The sequence below is a fragment of the Mycobacterium sp. IDUB_36 genome (assembly GCF_055419225.1).
This window is the reverse complement of sequence record NZ_JBVAXH010000002.1, coordinates 697,458-712,372: the sequence shown is the minus strand read 5'-3', so window position 1 is coordinate 712,372 and position 14,915 is coordinate 697,458. Positions and strand designations below refer to the sequence as shown.

14 protein-coding genes are annotated in these 14,915 nt (G+C 66.3%); 6 read left to right on the top strand and 8 right to left on the bottom strand.

What is annotated here, in order from left to right:
- Nucleotides 1-3: 3 nt before the first annotated feature.
- The gene (locus tag ACZYW1_RS21650; protein ID WP_292990090.1) at nt 4-219 is read right to left on the bottom strand and encodes a hypothetical protein; all 216 of its coding nucleotides are present in this window, start codon (nt 217-219) and stop codon (nt 4-6) included.
- A 238-nt stretch (nt 220-457) separates the two neighbouring features.
- On the opposite strand from ACZYW1_RS21650, the gene ACZYW1_RS21645 reads away from it, so the two are divergent.
- Complete coding sequence (locus tag ACZYW1_RS21645) at nt 458-1,816, top strand: salicylate synthase (protein WP_463788508.1); 1,359 nt, start codon at nt 458-460, stop codon at nt 1,814-1,816.
- On the opposite strand, the gene ACZYW1_RS21640 is transcribed toward ACZYW1_RS21645, so the two are convergent.
- From ACZYW1_RS21640 to ACZYW1_RS21615, 6 genes are all read right to left on the bottom strand, one after another.
- Nucleotides 1,813-2,727 (bottom strand): MerR family transcriptional regulator, encoded by a 915-nt coding sequence (locus ACZYW1_RS21640; protein WP_463788507.1) that lies wholly within the window; start codon nt 2,725-2,727, stop codon nt 1,813-1,815. The genes ACZYW1_RS21645 and ACZYW1_RS21640 overlap by 4 nt on opposite strands.
- Nucleotides 2,728-2,731: 4 nt before the next feature.
- A complete protein-coding gene (locus ACZYW1_RS21635; RefSeq protein ID WP_463788506.1) occupies nt 2,732-4,231 on the bottom strand; it encodes a flavin-containing monooxygenase in 1,500 nt (499 codons plus the stop codon).
- Nucleotides 4,228-5,148 (bottom strand): ferritin-like domain-containing protein, encoded by a 921-nt coding sequence (locus tag ACZYW1_RS21630; protein ID WP_463788505.1) that lies wholly within the window; start codon nt 5,146-5,148, stop codon nt 4,228-4,230. Before ACZYW1_RS21630 ends, ACZYW1_RS21635 begins: the two co-directional genes overlap by 4 nt.
- Before the next feature lie 31 nt (nt 5,149-5,179).
- Entirely contained in the window at nt 5,180-6,025 is an 846-nt protein-coding gene (locus ACZYW1_RS21625; protein WP_463788504.1) for an SDR family NAD(P)-dependent oxidoreductase, read from the bottom strand.
- Between the two features lie 2 nt (nt 6,026-6,027).
- Nucleotides 6,028-7,011: an alpha/beta hydrolase gene (locus tag ACZYW1_RS21620; RefSeq protein WP_463788503.1), complete on the bottom strand. Its 984-nt coding sequence runs from the start codon at nt 7,009-7,011 to the stop codon at nt 6,028-6,030.
- A 69-nt stretch (nt 7,012-7,080) separates the two neighbouring features.
- Nucleotides 7,081-7,992, bottom strand: coding sequence for a LysR family transcriptional regulator (locus ACZYW1_RS21615; RefSeq protein WP_463788502.1), 912 nt, complete (start codon nt 7,990-7,992; stop codon nt 7,081-7,083).
- A 76-nt stretch (nt 7,993-8,068) separates the two neighbouring features.
- On the opposite strand from ACZYW1_RS21615, the gene ACZYW1_RS21610 reads away from it, so the two are divergent.
- The 5 genes from ACZYW1_RS21610 to ACZYW1_RS21590 all read left to right on the top strand — a co-directional run bounded on the left by ACZYW1_RS21610 (nt 8,069) and on the right by ACZYW1_RS21590 (nt 14,262).
- Nucleotides 8,069-10,399 carry a PHP domain-containing protein gene (locus tag ACZYW1_RS21610; RefSeq protein WP_463788501.1) on the top strand — a complete coding sequence of 777 codons (2,331 nt, stop codon included), beginning with the start codon at nt 8,069-8,071 and terminating at the stop codon, nt 10,397-10,399.
- Nucleotides 10,400-10,555: 156 nt separating this feature from the next.
- Nucleotides 10,556-11,575: an ABC transporter substrate-binding protein gene (locus tag ACZYW1_RS21605; protein WP_463788500.1), complete on the top strand. Its 1,020-nt coding sequence runs from the start codon at nt 10,556-10,558 to the stop codon at nt 11,573-11,575.
- Nucleotides 11,572-12,348, top strand: a complete 777-nt coding sequence (locus ACZYW1_RS21600; RefSeq protein WP_463788499.1) for an ABC transporter ATP-binding protein — start codon at nt 11,572-11,574, stop codon at nt 12,346-12,348. The genes ACZYW1_RS21605 and ACZYW1_RS21600 overlap by 4 nt, the downstream gene beginning before the upstream one ends.
- Entirely contained in the window at nt 12,338-13,186 is an 849-nt protein-coding gene (locus ACZYW1_RS21595) for an ABC transporter permease (RefSeq protein ID WP_463788498.1), read from the top strand. Before ACZYW1_RS21600 ends, ACZYW1_RS21595 begins: the two co-directional genes overlap by 11 nt.
- Nucleotides 13,183-14,262 (top strand): hypothetical protein, encoded by a 1,080-nt coding sequence (locus tag ACZYW1_RS21590; protein WP_463788497.1) that lies wholly within the window; start codon nt 13,183-13,185, stop codon nt 14,260-14,262. The genes ACZYW1_RS21595 and ACZYW1_RS21590 overlap by 4 nt, the downstream gene beginning before the upstream one ends.
- Here the strand turns inward: ACZYW1_RS21590 and ACZYW1_RS21585 are convergent.
- On the bottom strand, nt 14,249-14,866 hold the full coding sequence (locus ACZYW1_RS21585; RefSeq protein WP_463788496.1) for a cysteine hydrolase family protein: 618 nt from the start codon (nt 14,864-14,866) through the stop codon (nt 14,249-14,251). The genes ACZYW1_RS21590 and ACZYW1_RS21585 overlap by 14 nt on opposite strands.
- Nucleotides 14,867-14,915 lie beyond the last annotated feature (49 nt).

Sequence of the window (14,915 nt, the reverse complement as noted above, 5' to 3'; positions counted from 1 at the left end):
TCGCTACCTGTTGTTGGCCCCGGCCAGCGGCCGCCGCACGACCGGCTCCTTGACGCGATGCGTCACCGAGGCCCACGCCGACGGCGAGTAGTGGGTGGTGACTTCCTCGAAGCCGTCCACCCGATGGACGGTGAGCACGCCGGTGTTCTCGTTGACGGTCAGCTTGTCGTTCTCGGACGCGCGGATCTCTTCGCCGTCGAGCAGTCGGATCACGAACACAGTGCTGTCCTCTCGTCGGAGCGCGGCGTCACACGAGCCTCGGGCCCGGACCACCGCAGGGCTGGGCTCATTGTGGAGCCGGGGTGTGAACGGGGCGCAAACGCGACGTGACAAGGGTGTCGGTGATTAGCGCCACACTGCGGAAAAGGCTGATCGAGCAGCGCATAAGCGGTTGCTGGTGGCCCGCGACGGACGGGAGTTACCCGTCCGTTAATAGGTTAGGCTAAATTTACTAATCGTGACCCAAGTTGGCGTCGAAACCAGTCCGGCAGGTGCCGCGTCATTGTCGTTTCCGCTGCCGACCGGCGTCGCGCCCGCGGATCTGGCTGCCGAGCTCGTGGCCGTCTTGGCCGAAGCCGGCGGCGAGGAATACCTGCTCTACGAGCACGACGGCGAATGGGTGCTGGCCCTGGGCGCGCTCGCGGTCGTCGAGCTGGACCGCGACGAGCTCCGCATCATCCAGGATGGCGTCACGCAACGGCAGACCTGGTCGGGCCGTCCAGGACCGGTGCTGGGTGAGGCCGTCGATCGATTGCTGCTGGAAACCGGCGAGGCGTTCGGCTGGATCGCCTTCGAATTCGGCGCGTACCGCTTCGGACTGCAGGAGCGCTTGGCGCCGAAGACCCCACTCGCGCGGGTGTTTTGGCCGCGCACCCGCGTCGTCGTCGCCGACGCGGTCACAGTGTTCGATGCCGACGATCATCACATCGCGGCGGTGAGCCGGATACTCAGCGCCGGCGTGCCACCCGCGCCGACGCCCTCCGGAGTGGACGTCTCGGCCGACGACTCGAACTACCGGGCTCGCGTCGCCACCGCGATCGGCGAGATCGTTGCCGGTGACTACCACAAAGTGATTCTGTCCCGATGCGTCGATGTGCCTTTCGCACTGGACTTCCCGGCCACCTACCGGGTGGGGCGCAGGCACAACACCCCGGCGCGTTCATTTCTCCTGCACCTCGGGGGTTTTCGCGCGCTCGGCTACAGCCCGGAATTGGTGGCAGCGGTGCACGACGACGGCGTGGTGGTGACCGAGCCGCTGGCCGGCACCCGCGCGCTGGGTCGCGGCGCCGCGAACGACCGTGCCGCCCGCGAGGACCTCGAGTCCAACACCAAAGAGATTGTCGAGCATGCGATGTCGGTACGCAGCTCGGTGCAGGAGATCGACGAGGTTTCCGAGCCCGGCAGCTCCGCCGTCGTCGACTTCATGACGGTGCGGGAGCGCGGGAGCGTGCAGCATCTCGGCTCGACGGTCACCGGGCGGCTCGACGCGTCCAAGGACCGGATGGATGCGTTGGAGACGTTGTTTCCGGCAGTCACCGCCTCGGGGATTCCGAAGGCGCCCAGCGTGGATGCCATCCTCCGGCTCGACGAAAGCCCCCGTGAGTTGTATTCCGGTGCGGTAGTTCGCTTTTCCGCCGACGGGGCACTCGATGCGGCGTTGACGTTACGTACCGTCTACGAGCGCGACGGGCGTACCTGGCTGCGCGCCGGCGCGGGAATCATCGCCGCGTCCGATCCCGACCGGGAGTTCGAAGAGACCTGCGAGAAGCTGACGACGCTGGCGCCGTACCTGGTCGCGCGACGCGAAACGTCTTAGCCGGCGTCGGCTTCGGGTGAACGTTCGAGGTATTCGGCCAGGATCTTACTGACCAACGACTCGATGGTCGTCTCGATCGACGATGCCAAGGTCGCGGTCACCGACGACACGGCCTGGGTGCGAAAGCGCACCAACATCGTTATCAGCTCGGCGATTTCGGTGTCGGCGGGCAGCGCCTCCCCGGGTTTGATCCGGTCGGCGACGTGTTCGGCTCCGGCGCGCACCAGCATTTCGCTGATCTGGTCGATCAGCGGGGTGATGTTCTCGTGCAGGTCGACGAGCGTGTCCATGCTCATTCCGTAGCCGCGCACCTCGTTGAACGCCTCGATCAGTTTCGGCCGGGTGATGGTAGCTTGCCCGTCGTCGACGTGGATCACGTGCAGATCGACCAGGCGGTCGAAAGCCTTGGGGTCGTTGATGAGTCGCTGTGCCTCGGCCACCGGCATGCTCTGGGATTTCTCGCTGGTCCAGGTGCCGACGATGGCGGTCTCGAGGCCGAGCACGTCGCCGAGGTCTTTGCCCTCCTCCCACGCGCTGAGCATTTCCCGGACGTGGGCGATGTTGTAACCCCGGTCGAGCATCGAGGTGATCAGTCGCAGCCGGGTCAGGTGGGTGTCGTTGAACAGCGCAATCCGTCCGACTCGCAGCGGTGGCGGCAGCAGACCTCGGTCGCGGTAGACCCGGATGTTGCGGGTGGTGGTGCCAGCCAGCCGGGCCAGATCCTCGATCCGGTATTCACCCGAGCCCAACGCCCCGTGGGGGTAGCGGACGGCGGCGTCGAACAATTGCGAGACCGCGTTCTCGACGACCTCCCGCGACTGGCGCCGCACGCGCTTGGGCGCGCGCCGCAGGTTCGCCAGGACGCCGGCGATGGTGCCGGTTTCCGTGCGGTGCGGTCGGTCGGGCGACATCGATTCAGGCAGACGAGCTCACGCGGACGGCGGCATGTTCGACCGCTTCGTAGTCGGCGTAGTGGAAATCGCGCATCTGTCGAAGATACTGGGTCGCGAATCCCGGGTACATCGAGACGTTGCGACCGTCCTTGGTCAGGTACCAACTACTGCACCCTGACATCCAGGTCGTCTTGGTGAGCCGCTTCTGGATGCGTTGGTTGTAGCGCTGCTGCACCTCCTGCCGGACGTCGAGGTAGCGCAGGTCGCTGTCCAGAATCGTGGTGATGCCACGCACCGCGTAGTCAAGCTGGCCCTCGATGTAGACCAGCAGCGAGTTGTGCCCGGGCCCCGAGTTCGGGCCGGTCATGAAGAACAGATTCGGGTATCCGTGTGCGCTGGCGCTCTTGTAAGCCTGTGCGCCGTCGGCCCATTCGGCGCTCAGCGAGCGACCGCCCAGGCCGGTGACCGGGAAGGGCGGACCGGTCAGGTGCACGTCGTAACCGGTAGCGAACACGATGCAGTCCAGGTGGTGCTCGATGCCGTCGCTGGTGCGCATGCCCACCGGGCTCAACGTCGCGATGGGCCAGTCGATCAGCTTGCAGTTGTCGCGTTGCAGGGCCGGGTAGTAGTCGCTCGACACCAGCATCCGCTTGCAGCCCGGGGTGAAGTCGGGCGTCAGCTGGCGACGCAGCCAGGGGTCTTTGACTTGGCTGCGCAGGTGCATCTTGCCGAGCCGGGCCACCACCGATGTCAGCGGCGTGTTCCACACCAACGCGGTCGCGCTCGCCTCGTGGCCCCAGTACAAGGCTTGGCGTGCAAGCTGTTGCACGGCCGGCACCTTGGCGAACACCGATTGGACGGCCGGCGGCGTCGCGAAGTCCAGGCGGGGTAGCACCCAACCGGGGGTGCGCTGGAACACCTTGACGAATTCGGCCTGCTTGACCAGTTCGGGAATGATCTGGACGGCGCTGGCGCCGGTGCCGATCACGCCGACCCGCTTCCCGGTGAAGTCGTAGTCCTTGTCCCACCGGGCGCTGTGGATCTTGTGGCCCTGGTAGGTGTCCAGGCCGCGGATGTCGGGGAAGCTGGAATCGGGCAGCGGCCCCGACGCCAGGACCACCGTGCGGGCACGAAAACGCTTGCGGCCGGCCGTGGTTGCGGTCCAGACGCCCGCGTTCTCGTCGAAGGACAACCCCGTCACTTCCTGGCCGAACTGGATGTGGCGGCGGACGTCGAACCGGTCGGCCATGTCTTCGATGTGGTCGCAGATCTCGTCGGCGGGTGAGTAGGTGCGCGACCAGGTCGGGTTCTTGACGAACGAGAACGAGTACAGCAGCGACGGGATGTCGCAGCTGGCACCGGGATAGCCGGTGTCGCGCCAGGTTCCGCCGACCCGGTCGCCGCGCTCGAGGATGACGACGTCGTCGACGCCGGATTGGGCCAGCCTGATGGCTGCTCCGAGACCGGTGAATCCGGCTCCGACGATCAGGGTTGCGTAGGTGTGCGTCTTGGCCATGGTCATGCCGCCGGCTCGTGAGTGACTTCCCGGACCCAGGTCGGCACCGACGGCAGCAGTGGCCGCGGATAGCGGTCGGACAACCAGACCATCGAGTTGGCCAGCAGGTGGTAGGGGTGGTTCGGGTTCGTGACCATCCCGGCATAGCGCCGCAGGAACCGATACGTCGGTACCCGGCTTGTCTTTTCGCCGCGGTCGCCGAGTTCTTTGAAGCGCTTCACGGCCTTGTAGAGCCGCTCGGGCTCCATGCCCATTGCGGTGATCTCGTTGGCGATCCGGTTGATCAGCGGTGCACCCATCACCGCGCCGATGATCAGACCCGGAGTGGCGTTGCGGCCGACGAAGTCGATCAGCAGCCGCCGGATCTTCGCGTGCCCGATCATGTCGAGGACTTCGAAATCGACCACCAGGTGCCGCGACTCGTCGTTGTTGATCTTCTCGAACACCTTGTGACAGACCGGGTCGTGCACCTCGTCGAGGAGGAATTTCAGCAGGGCGCCGTCCAGTGCGACTTCGAGCATCGGGATCACCGTGCCCAGCAGGGACAGCGGCATGTCGTCGGCCCAGCGGTCCAGCCAGTCGATGGCCAGCCGGATGTTCACGTTCGGCTCGGGGACCTCGCCGTCCTCGAGCATGCCCCAGCGCTTCATCAGGGCCAGCTCGGCGTTGGCGTGCCGCTGCTCCTCGGCGTGGAAGTAACGGTAGATCTCACCGATGGTCGGCGTCGGCGCCTTCTTCGCTAGCGCCGCGAAGCCCCGGGCGCCGATGTTCTCGATCCAGCACAGGTCGGCCATGAACGCCTTGAGCTGCGGTCGCTGCTCGTCGGTGATCATCTCGGCACCCGGTGCGTCCCAGTCGATGTCGGCCAGCGCCCACTGGCGGTCTTTGATTTTGGCCAACATCACGTCCATGTCGATAGCCATCAGTGCCACTCCTTCGTTGAATCGGTCTTGGTCAGAGCCCAGAGATGCGGCCCAGCAGGCCGGCCACGCGCGTGTAGGTACCGGGCGCCAATCGCTTGATGTTCCAGCCGATCTTGGCCTCGAACTGCGGCATGCAGTAGAGATCGCCCCGGTCGTGAGCGTCCAGGCAGGTCTTCGCGACCTTCTCCGCGGTCAATCCGGTCAATCGCATGACCTGGTTCGCCAGCCGAGTCGCGCCGGTGGAGATGCGGCCGGATTCGACGATATTGGTCTTGACGAAGGTGGGGCACAACACAGTGACTTTGACTCCGGTGCCGGACAATTCGGCCGCCATGGTCTCCGACAGCATCAGCACCCCGGCCTTGCTGACGTTGTAGGCGGCCATCCCGGGTGCCGCACCGAAGGCCGCGGCAGAGGCGACGTTGATGATGCCGCGTGGCACATCCGGCTCGCCAGTCCGCAGAATGGGAGCGAAGACGTGCGAGCCGTGGATGGGTCCCCACAGGTTGATGCCGAGCGCCCAATGCCAGTCTTCCAGCGGCAGTTCGCCGACCGGGGCGCCACCTGAGCCGACGCCGGCGTTGTTGATCACCAAAGTGGGTGCGGCGCCGAACCACGACTGGGACTGCGTGGCCAGATCCTGGACGGCGTCGAATTGGGTGACGTCGCAGGCGATTGCGATCGCCTCACCGCCGCGGTCGATGATCGAGGTGACGGTTCGCTTTGCCGCGACCTCGTCGATGTCACTGCAGACGACACGACCGCCGCGTTTGGCCAATTCGACGGCGAACGCCGCGCCGATCCCACTGCCCGCGCCGGTCACCACCGCACGCGCGTGGTGGCTCACCTTGGGCGATCTGCCGAACGGTCCGATCATGCTCAGCCGGCCTTTCCCGTGACGTTCTCGATGTCGTGCTCGTGCAGGGCGTTCTCGACGAACGAGGCGACGTGCGCCATGGCCTTGGCGGCTTCGGGTGTCAGCCGGGGAAGCGCCTGGAACACGTGGACCTGGTCAGGCCAGACCTGGAGTGTGCAACGACCACCGGCGGTGCGGATGTCGGCGGCCAGATGTCGGGAGTCGGCCAGCAGGAATTCGGCGCCGCCGGCCTGAATGAGCGTAGGCGGCATCGGCGGACCAGCCGCGACGTCGAGTCGTAGTCGCGGATGGTTGGGATCGATTCCGTTGCTGTACAACCGGACCAACCGGGCGGCGTCGGTGGCCCGGATCGCCGGGTCGCGCCGCAAAACCTCACGCGCACGGGCAAGTTCGAGGGTGAGGTCGATCAGCGGGGAGAACAGCACCAGTCCGGCTGGGCCGTGCGCGGCCACCTCGGGCTGCAGCAGCAGATCCACCGACAGGTGGCCGCCGGCCGAATCGCCGGCGATCACAACGCGTTCCGCGGGGACCTGGGCGGTGAGCCAATCCCACCCCGCCCGCACGTCCTCGGCTGCGGCGGGGAAGCGGTGGCGCGGTGCCAGCCGGTAGTCGACGGTGAACACCGGCAGCCCGGTCAATCGGGACAGCCACGCCGTCAGTCGACGGTGGGTTCTCGGCGAACACAGCGCGAAGCCGCTGCCGTGGACGAAGTAGATGGCGCCCCGGCTCGTTGAGACGCCGGGCGCGCGCACCCACTCACCGACGACGCGACGCCCATCGTGGTGCACGTCGATGTGCTCGATGCGCGTCCCGGCCAGTGAAGGTCCGAAGGCATCCATGACGCCGGCGACGATGCGTCGGGACGCCCACAAGCCCCAGGCCTGTTCGGGCGGAAGTACCGCGCTGAGCTGCCGCAATGTCGCCATGCTCACCAGAGCCGCGGAACGTGATCGCAGCGATCCGCGAGTCGGCATTGACTCCGTCATGCGAGAGAGTCAACACAAAATGGTGACATTCGTCAATGGCAACGTTGTCGCGGCGTGTCGTCTGTGCGGTTATCTGGGGGCCGCCCCGACCGCCTCGACGTGGTCGAGGACGCAGCCGATGAAGGCCTGTGACGCCGCGGAACGCTGCGCCTCGCCCGGTGCGACGAGATTGACCTGACGATGCAGATCTGCGCCGGCCACCGGGCGCAGCACGAGTGTCGGATCGTCACCGACGCGCGAGACGGCGACCGACTCCGGTAGCAGGGCGACGCCGAGATCCCTTCTGACGAAATGGATTACCTCGTCGACGCGAGTCACCTCGAACGCCACCCGCCGGTGCACGTCGGCGAACCCGCGGTCGGTCTCGTGACGCAAGCCGTACCCCGTTGGAAAGTCGATGAACGGAAGGCGCGCCAACTGGTCGAGGCGTACATCATCGGCGGCGGCCAGCGGGTGGCCGGCGGGCAGCACTGCTACCAGTGGCTCGATGAACAACCCGGTGAAGGTCAGCCGGCCGGCGGTGGGCGGGAGGTTCGACCCGACGATCGCGACATCGAGCTTGCGATCGCGAACCGCGCCGATCAAGAGGTCGCTGCCGCCACTGCGCAGCGTCACGCTGACCTCGGGATAGCGGGTGTGGAAGGTGGCCATCAGCGCCGCGACGTCGAGGCTTTCCGACGGAACCTCCATCATTCCGACGGTGAGCCGGCCGGCGATGGTGCCGCTGATCGCCTGCGCGCCGGATTCGATCTGGTCGATACCGGCCAGCACCTGCCGCATCAGAGGCAGCAGCGTCTCACCGGCCGGCGTCGGGGTGACCTTTCGGGTGGTGCGCTCGAAGAGACGAACGCCCAGCTCATCTTCGAGTTTGCGTAGTTGCTGGCTGAGCGCCGACTGCACCACGTATTGGGCGGCCGCGGCTTTTGTGAAGCTCTGGGTGTCAGCCAGGGCCACCGCGTAACGCAACTGCTGAAGGTTCATTTCTTTCACTCTCAGTGATTAATCGCATCATATCTATGCGTTGGACTGAGGAGTGGTTCGACGCCAGAATTGTGCAATGTCCACCTCGCTGCCGGCCCGCATCTCGGCACGCGCCGCCGCCGGCCCGGACACCAACGACTGCTCCGACCTGACAGTGCGTGAGGCCGTCACCGCCGAGCTGACGGCCCTGCCGTTCCTGGGGGAGCTCAGCTGCCCGACCTCGACTGTCGTCGCGGGATCCACGCAGGAATTGGTCTTCACCTATACCGTCGGCCAGTCCGGGATCGCCGACAGCGGGTGGCTCAAGCTGTGTTTCCGGTTTTACTCGGACTGGGATCTTCAAACCGAGGATCCGCAGGGACGGGACTTCGCGTCGGCGCGCCTGCTCAGTCGTTCGTTGAGTGGCCGCGCATCCGAGGAGTCGGCGGCGACGGCTCGGCAGCTCAAGATTCGCTATGACGTCAAGGGCGGCGAACGTCCGTTCCAGAAGGCGTTGGTGATGCACGTCGTCGACGGGTATCTGCGACCCGGCGATGTGATCGAAATCAGGCTCGGGGATCGCGGTTTCGGCGGCCCGGGTACCCGGGTTCAGACTTTCGTCGAGGACGAGTTCGAGTTCCATCTCTTCGTCGATCCGCTGGGGACATCGCGAATGGCCCGCGCCGCGCGCTCGGTGCTCGCGATCGTCCCGGGCCCGCCGGCACACCTTGCGGTACACGGTCCGCGAGTGGTGCGGTCGGATTCCGACACGGCCGATCTGCGGCTGCACCTGCAGGACCGCTGGGGCAACGCCTGCCGCGACATCACCGCGGCCGCCTCGGCACGGGTGGACGAAAAGACCGTTGCTTCAGCGGAATTCCCGACCGAGGGATGGGCCGCCGTCACGCTGACGGTCCCGGCCGATTCGCATCGCGTCGACGTCGTCGCCCGGACCGCAGCCGACACCGTCGGCGAAGCGACGTGCTACCTGGACCGGATCGACGACTTTCCCTCGCCGCGGGCGCTTTTCGCGGACCTGCACGTGCACTCCAACGACACCGTCGGCACCCAGGACACCCCGTGGAACCTGGCCTACGGTCGCGACGTCGGCGCACTCGACGTGATCGGCTATACCGCCAACGACTTTCAGATCACCGACGACGTCTGGGCCGATGTGGTCGCCGCCTGCCGCGACGTCAACAACCCCGGACGGCTGGTCTGCTACCCGGGTGTCGAATGGTGCGGCACGGCCGGTGTCGGGGGCGACCACAACGTCGTATTCCTGGGCGAAGACACCACTTTGGCACGATCGCTGGAATGGCACGCTGGCATGGCCTCGTCATCGCCGGTGCCGCAGACGTGGCCGATCACCCAGCTCTACGCCGCCTACGACAAAGACCCGGACTCGTATCTGCTGATTCCGCACGTCGGCGGACGGCGGGCGATTCTGGACTGGCATCACCCGCAATTGGAACGATTGATCGAGGTGCACTCGGCGTGGGGCACCAGCCCGTGGTTCTTCGAGGACGCCATGGCGCGCGGGTTGCGCCTGGGTGCCAGCGCTGCCAGCGACGAGCATCGCGGCCGACCGGGCGGCGGTGCGCCGGGCGCCAACATCTTCGGCGGCAACGGCGGACTCACCGGCGTGCTGGCGGCCGAACTCACCCGTGAGGACGTCGGCACTTCGCTGCGGGCCAGACGGACCTGGGCGACCACCGGTGCGCGCGCCGTGGCGCTGCTGCGGAGCGGCAAGCACTGGATGGGTGACGAGATCGACTGCACCGCGGACGAACTGGCGGCCGACTACGCGCTCTACGGCACGGCGGGGTGGGAAGAACTCCAGGTCTGGGATGCCGCAGGACTCGTGTATCGCCGAGACCTGCACGCCGAGACCGGGCTGTCCGATTCGTTGGTGCGCATCCGGTGGGGCGGTGCCCGGCACAAGGACCGCTACCGCTGGGCGACCTGGACGGGACGGCTCAGCATCGACGGTAGTTCTGTCGACGACGTCACACATTGGGCGGCAACGCATCCCGAGCAGATGATCGTCCCCGACCGGGACGGCGTCAGCTGGCGCACCCAGACATTCGGCAGCGACATCGGCGTCATCGTCCGGCTCGCCGATCTGGCCGGCGCCCGGCTGCGGATCGACACCGGAGTGGACGAGGACGGCTTACGCGCCGAATTGGCGGTCACCGGCGCCGAACTGCTGGCCACCGGTGCGCGGGAGGTCGTCGTCGGCGGACTCAACCTGACCCTGCGGGCAGAGCGCATCGCCGAACCGGCCGCCCTTCCCATCACCGTGAACGGAAAGCTGGCGATCGACCTGCCAGCCACCGACAGTGCGGTCTACCTGCGCGCACGCCAATTCGACGGGCATCAGGTATGGACCAGTCCGCTTTTCCTCAATCGCGGCCGGGTCGAATAATGCTGGGCTACAGGGCCTGCTACCTGACCCGGCGTCTGCACGTCGACCTGCATCGCGTCACCTCAGCCTCCTGTCGCTGACCGGATGGTCTCGCCGCGTCTCACGAGCACGGCGAACGGCCGCAGACCGATCATCCCTCTCGCCTCAAGGAGAACCATGGCGCCTCGTCCTTTCGCTCGCTCGGTGCTGGCGGTCGCGCTCGTCGCCGCCACGCTGACCGGTTGCGGGCACTCCGCGTCGACCGGTCGCGACGCCCACCTCACCCTGCGACTCGGCTATCTGACCCGGATCACGCACGCCTCGGCGCTGGTCGGTATCGACAGAGGTCTGTTCGCCAAAAATCTCGGTCCGGGGACAACGCTGGACGCCCAGCCCTTCGGGCAGGGAACCGCCGAGGCGACCGCACTGCTGTCCGGCAAGATCGACGCCGCCTACGTCGGGCCCAACCCGGCGTTCAATGCGTGGCAGAAATCCGGCGGGACGGCGATCAAGATCATCTCCGGATCGGCCAAAGGCGGAACGTCGTTCGTCGTCAAGCCCGAGATCACGTCCGCGCAGGATCTTCGCGGTAAGACCGTGGCCGACCCGGCGCTGGGTGGCAATCACGATGTCTTGCTGCGAAGTTGGTTGAAAGACCACGGTTTACACACCAACCCGCAGGGCGGCGGTGACGTCTTCGTCAAACCCACCAAGCCGGAATCGGCCATCCTGCAGGAGTTCACCGCCAACCAGATCGCCGGCGCGGTGGAGTCCGCTCCCTACGACGTGCAGATGGTCAAGGACGGTGGTGTCCGGCTGTGGCCAGACCTCGGGACGATCACCATCCTGGTGGTGCGCCAGGAATTCCTGGCCGCACATCCGGAGGCGGTGGCGGCATTGCTGCGCGGTCAGGTCGAAGCCGACGAGCTGATCCACTCCAACCCCGTTGCGGCGCAGCAATCGGCGAACAATGCACTGACCAAGAACGTGGGTAAGGGCCTCGACGCCGATGTGCTCGATGCCTCGTTCCGGGAGACGACATTCACCAACGATCCCGATGCCGCCTCGCTCGACGACCTGGCCCGGAAGTCGGTGTCGGTCGGTTTGCTGGACCCGATCGAGTTGAAGGGCCTGTTCGACCTCGAGCCGCTCAACCGCGTGCTCAAGTCGACCGGTCGTCCTCAGGTCAACTCGTGAGCCCGGCGACGACCACCGATCGGAAAGTGTTGGCGGACGGCGTTGTCACACTCGACTCGGTATCGAAGTCCTACGGTCGCGGCGGCGCGGCCGTCGCGGCGCTGACCGACGTGTCGATCGCCGTGGCGAAGGGCGAATTCGTCTGTTTCGTCGGGCCGTCGGGTTGCGGCAAGAGCTCGCTGCTGTCGCTGGTCGCCGGACTGGACCAGCCCACCGCGGGCGAGGTCCGTACCCCAGATCAACAGGTGGCGTTCATGTTCCAGGAGCCGGCTCTGTTTCCCTGGCTGACGGCGGCCGCCAACGTCGAGCTGGCACTGCGGGCCCGCAAGACCCCGAAGGCCCAGCGACGCATCCGGGTGGCCGAACTGCTGAACATGGTGGGCCTCGCGAGCTTCGCCACCGCTCGGCCCCACCAGCTTTCGGGCGGAATGCGGCAGCGGGTCGCCCTGGCGCGGGCTCTGGCGCAGGACGCCGACGTGCTGTTGATGGACGAACCGTTCGGCGCGCTCGACGCGATCACCCGCAATCTGCTGCACGGTGAACTCGAACGCATCGTGGCTGAAACGGGTTTGACGGTTCTCTTCGTGACGCACAACGTCGGTGAAGCGGTGCGACTCGGTGATCGGGTGATCGTGCTCAGCGACCGCCCGGGCCGGATCGTCGCCGAACACACCGTCGATCTGCCACGACCACGACGCACGGAGAGCTCGCAGTTCACCGCTGTGACAGCGGCAATCACCGCCGGCCTCCAGGGAGTTTCCGATGGTGCTTAGCGAGGTGACGGGCACGGCCGCGGAGCAGTCACGCCGGCCCGGCGAGTCGGCGGTGCGGCGACGAGCGCGGTCGCTGTGGGCCCCGGGGGTGGGATTGCTCGTGGTGCTCGCGCTGTGGCAGATCGTGTACCTGACCGGGTGGAAGCCGTCTTTCGTCCTGCCCAGCCCGGCGGCGACGCTGGCCAGCCTCTGGACACAAGCTCACCAGCCGGTGTTGTGGCAGGCCATCGCGACCACCATGGGCCGGGCTGTCTACGGGTTCGGCCTGGCGGTGGCGATCGGCGTCGCAGTGGGAATTGCCATCTCGCGCAGCAGGATCGTGCGGGCGATGTTCGGACCGATCATCACCGGTATGCAGACGATGCCGGCGATCGCGTGGTTTCCCTTTGCGATCATTTTCTTCGGGCTCACCACATCGGCCATCTTGTTCGTCATCGTGATCGGTACGGCACCGGCGATTGCCGTGGCGGTGATTGCCGGCAGCGACCACATTCCGGTGTTGCTGCGCCGCGCGGCGAAGATGATGGGGCTCAGGGGTTTCGCGCTGTACCGGCATCTGATCCTGCCGGCTTCGCTGCCCGTTTTCGTGACCGGTCTGAAACAGGGCTGGGCGTTTGCCTGGCGGAGCCTGATGTCCGGCGAGTTGGTCGTGATCGTGGCCAACACGGCGTCCATCGGCGTGCTGCTGGAAAACGCGCAGAACCTCTCCGACATGCCGTCCGCGATCGCGATCATGATCGTCATCTTGGCGCTCGGGATCGTCATCGACGGACTGTTCACCCTGCTGGACAACGTGATTCGCCGTCGGCGTGGCCTGCTCGGGGCCGACGAATCGTGACACCCCGGCCGTTGCGGTTGTGGGCGTTCGGAGACGCTCACGTCGGTACCGACAAGGAGTACGGCAGAAGCAGCCTGGCCGAGGCGATTTCGCAATCGGAGGTCGGTGGGACCGAGGGAGGGCCCCCTTTCGCATGGGACATCGCGGTCGACGTCGGTGACATGTCGGGCGCGCACCACAGCGTGCCGGACGACGCCGAGGGCGAGGAGGTGGTGCGCCAATTGGCCGCACTGCGCAGCCACCGTCGCGAGGACATTTACAGTGTCTGCGGCAACCACGACCGCAGCGGTCTCGACGAATCCGAGGCGTGGTGGTGGCAGAAATGGGTCGATCCCTTCGGCGAGCACACCGAGTTCTCCGGTGTCGACGCGGCCGCCCGTCCCTATCGGGTGCAGGGCAGCTGGGAGCGGTACAGCTTCCGGGTGGGCAATCTGCTGTTCCTGATGATGAGCGACCGCAACGAACCCAGCCAGCACGTCGGCCGGGGCACGCTCGGCGGGAATCCCGGCGGCGTGGTCAGCGGTGAGACGTTCGACTGGTGGGCGTCGATGGTCGACGACAATCCCGATGCGGTCATCGTGTCGGTGCACCACTACGTGCTGAAGGACACCACCGTCGCCTCGGGGGAATGGGAAGGTGTCCGGCGTTCTGCCAGCGGCGAATTGTCCGAGCACTATCACCGGCCGTTCGAGCAGGGCACCCCGAACGGCGCCTCATACCTGTACTGGGTGGACAGTAAACCGGACTCGGCCGCGTTCGAATCGTTCCTCGCCGCGCGGCCCGGGCGGGTGGCCCTGTGGCTCGCCGGCCATACGCACACCCATCCGGAAGACTCCTTCGGGGGCAAGACTCACATCGAACAGCGTTGGGGGACATGGTTTCTCAATGTCGCCTCGCTGAGTCGCCACCACATGCCGATCACCACACTCCCGATCAGTCGGCTGCTGACGTTCGAGCCGGGCAGCACCCGGGTGCGGGTGCAGTGCTATCTGCACACCAGCCAGTTCGCGCCGCAGGGCTGGTATGAGAAGTCCGAGCAGACGCTGACGCTGAATCGACCCTTCAGCTGGACCTGATGTCGGCCAGGATTTCGTCGGTGGAGACGACGGCAGTCGCGTAGTTCGGAATGTTGATTTCGAGTGCCGCATGCATTTCGGCCTCGGAATAGCTGGCCGTCGCGTCTTTGACGACGGTGACCTCGTAGCCCAGCTCCGCGCCGAAGCGAACGGTCGCCTCCAGGCAGGTGTGTGCGATCAGCCCGATCATGATGAGCTGGTGGATTCCGTGCCTCTTCAGCAAGACATCCAAATCGGTGTTCGCGAAACCGCTTGAGCACCAATGCTCCTGCGCGACAACGTCCCGTGGCCCGGGTTCGAACTCGCTGCGCAGCCGACCGCCCCACGTTCCCTCCTCGAAGGTCTTGCGGTCCCACGCCGCTTTCTGAATCGGCGCGATGGATCTCCAGTTCTCGTAGTCACCGGGCCGGTATCGATGATGGAGGGCGTAGAAGACCTGAATGTCGGCCGCTCGGGCCGCCTCCAGCACCTGGCTCATGTGCTGAACGCATCCGTTGGCCTCAGCGATCCCTTTCAAGCGGTCCCACACCTTGCCGCCCTCGGAGATGAAGTCGTTGTACGGATCGATGACGATGAGACCGGTGGTGCCGCTGCGGTATGTCACCCATTCGACTCTGCTCCACCGCCGCCCAGAGCACCACTGTTTACATATC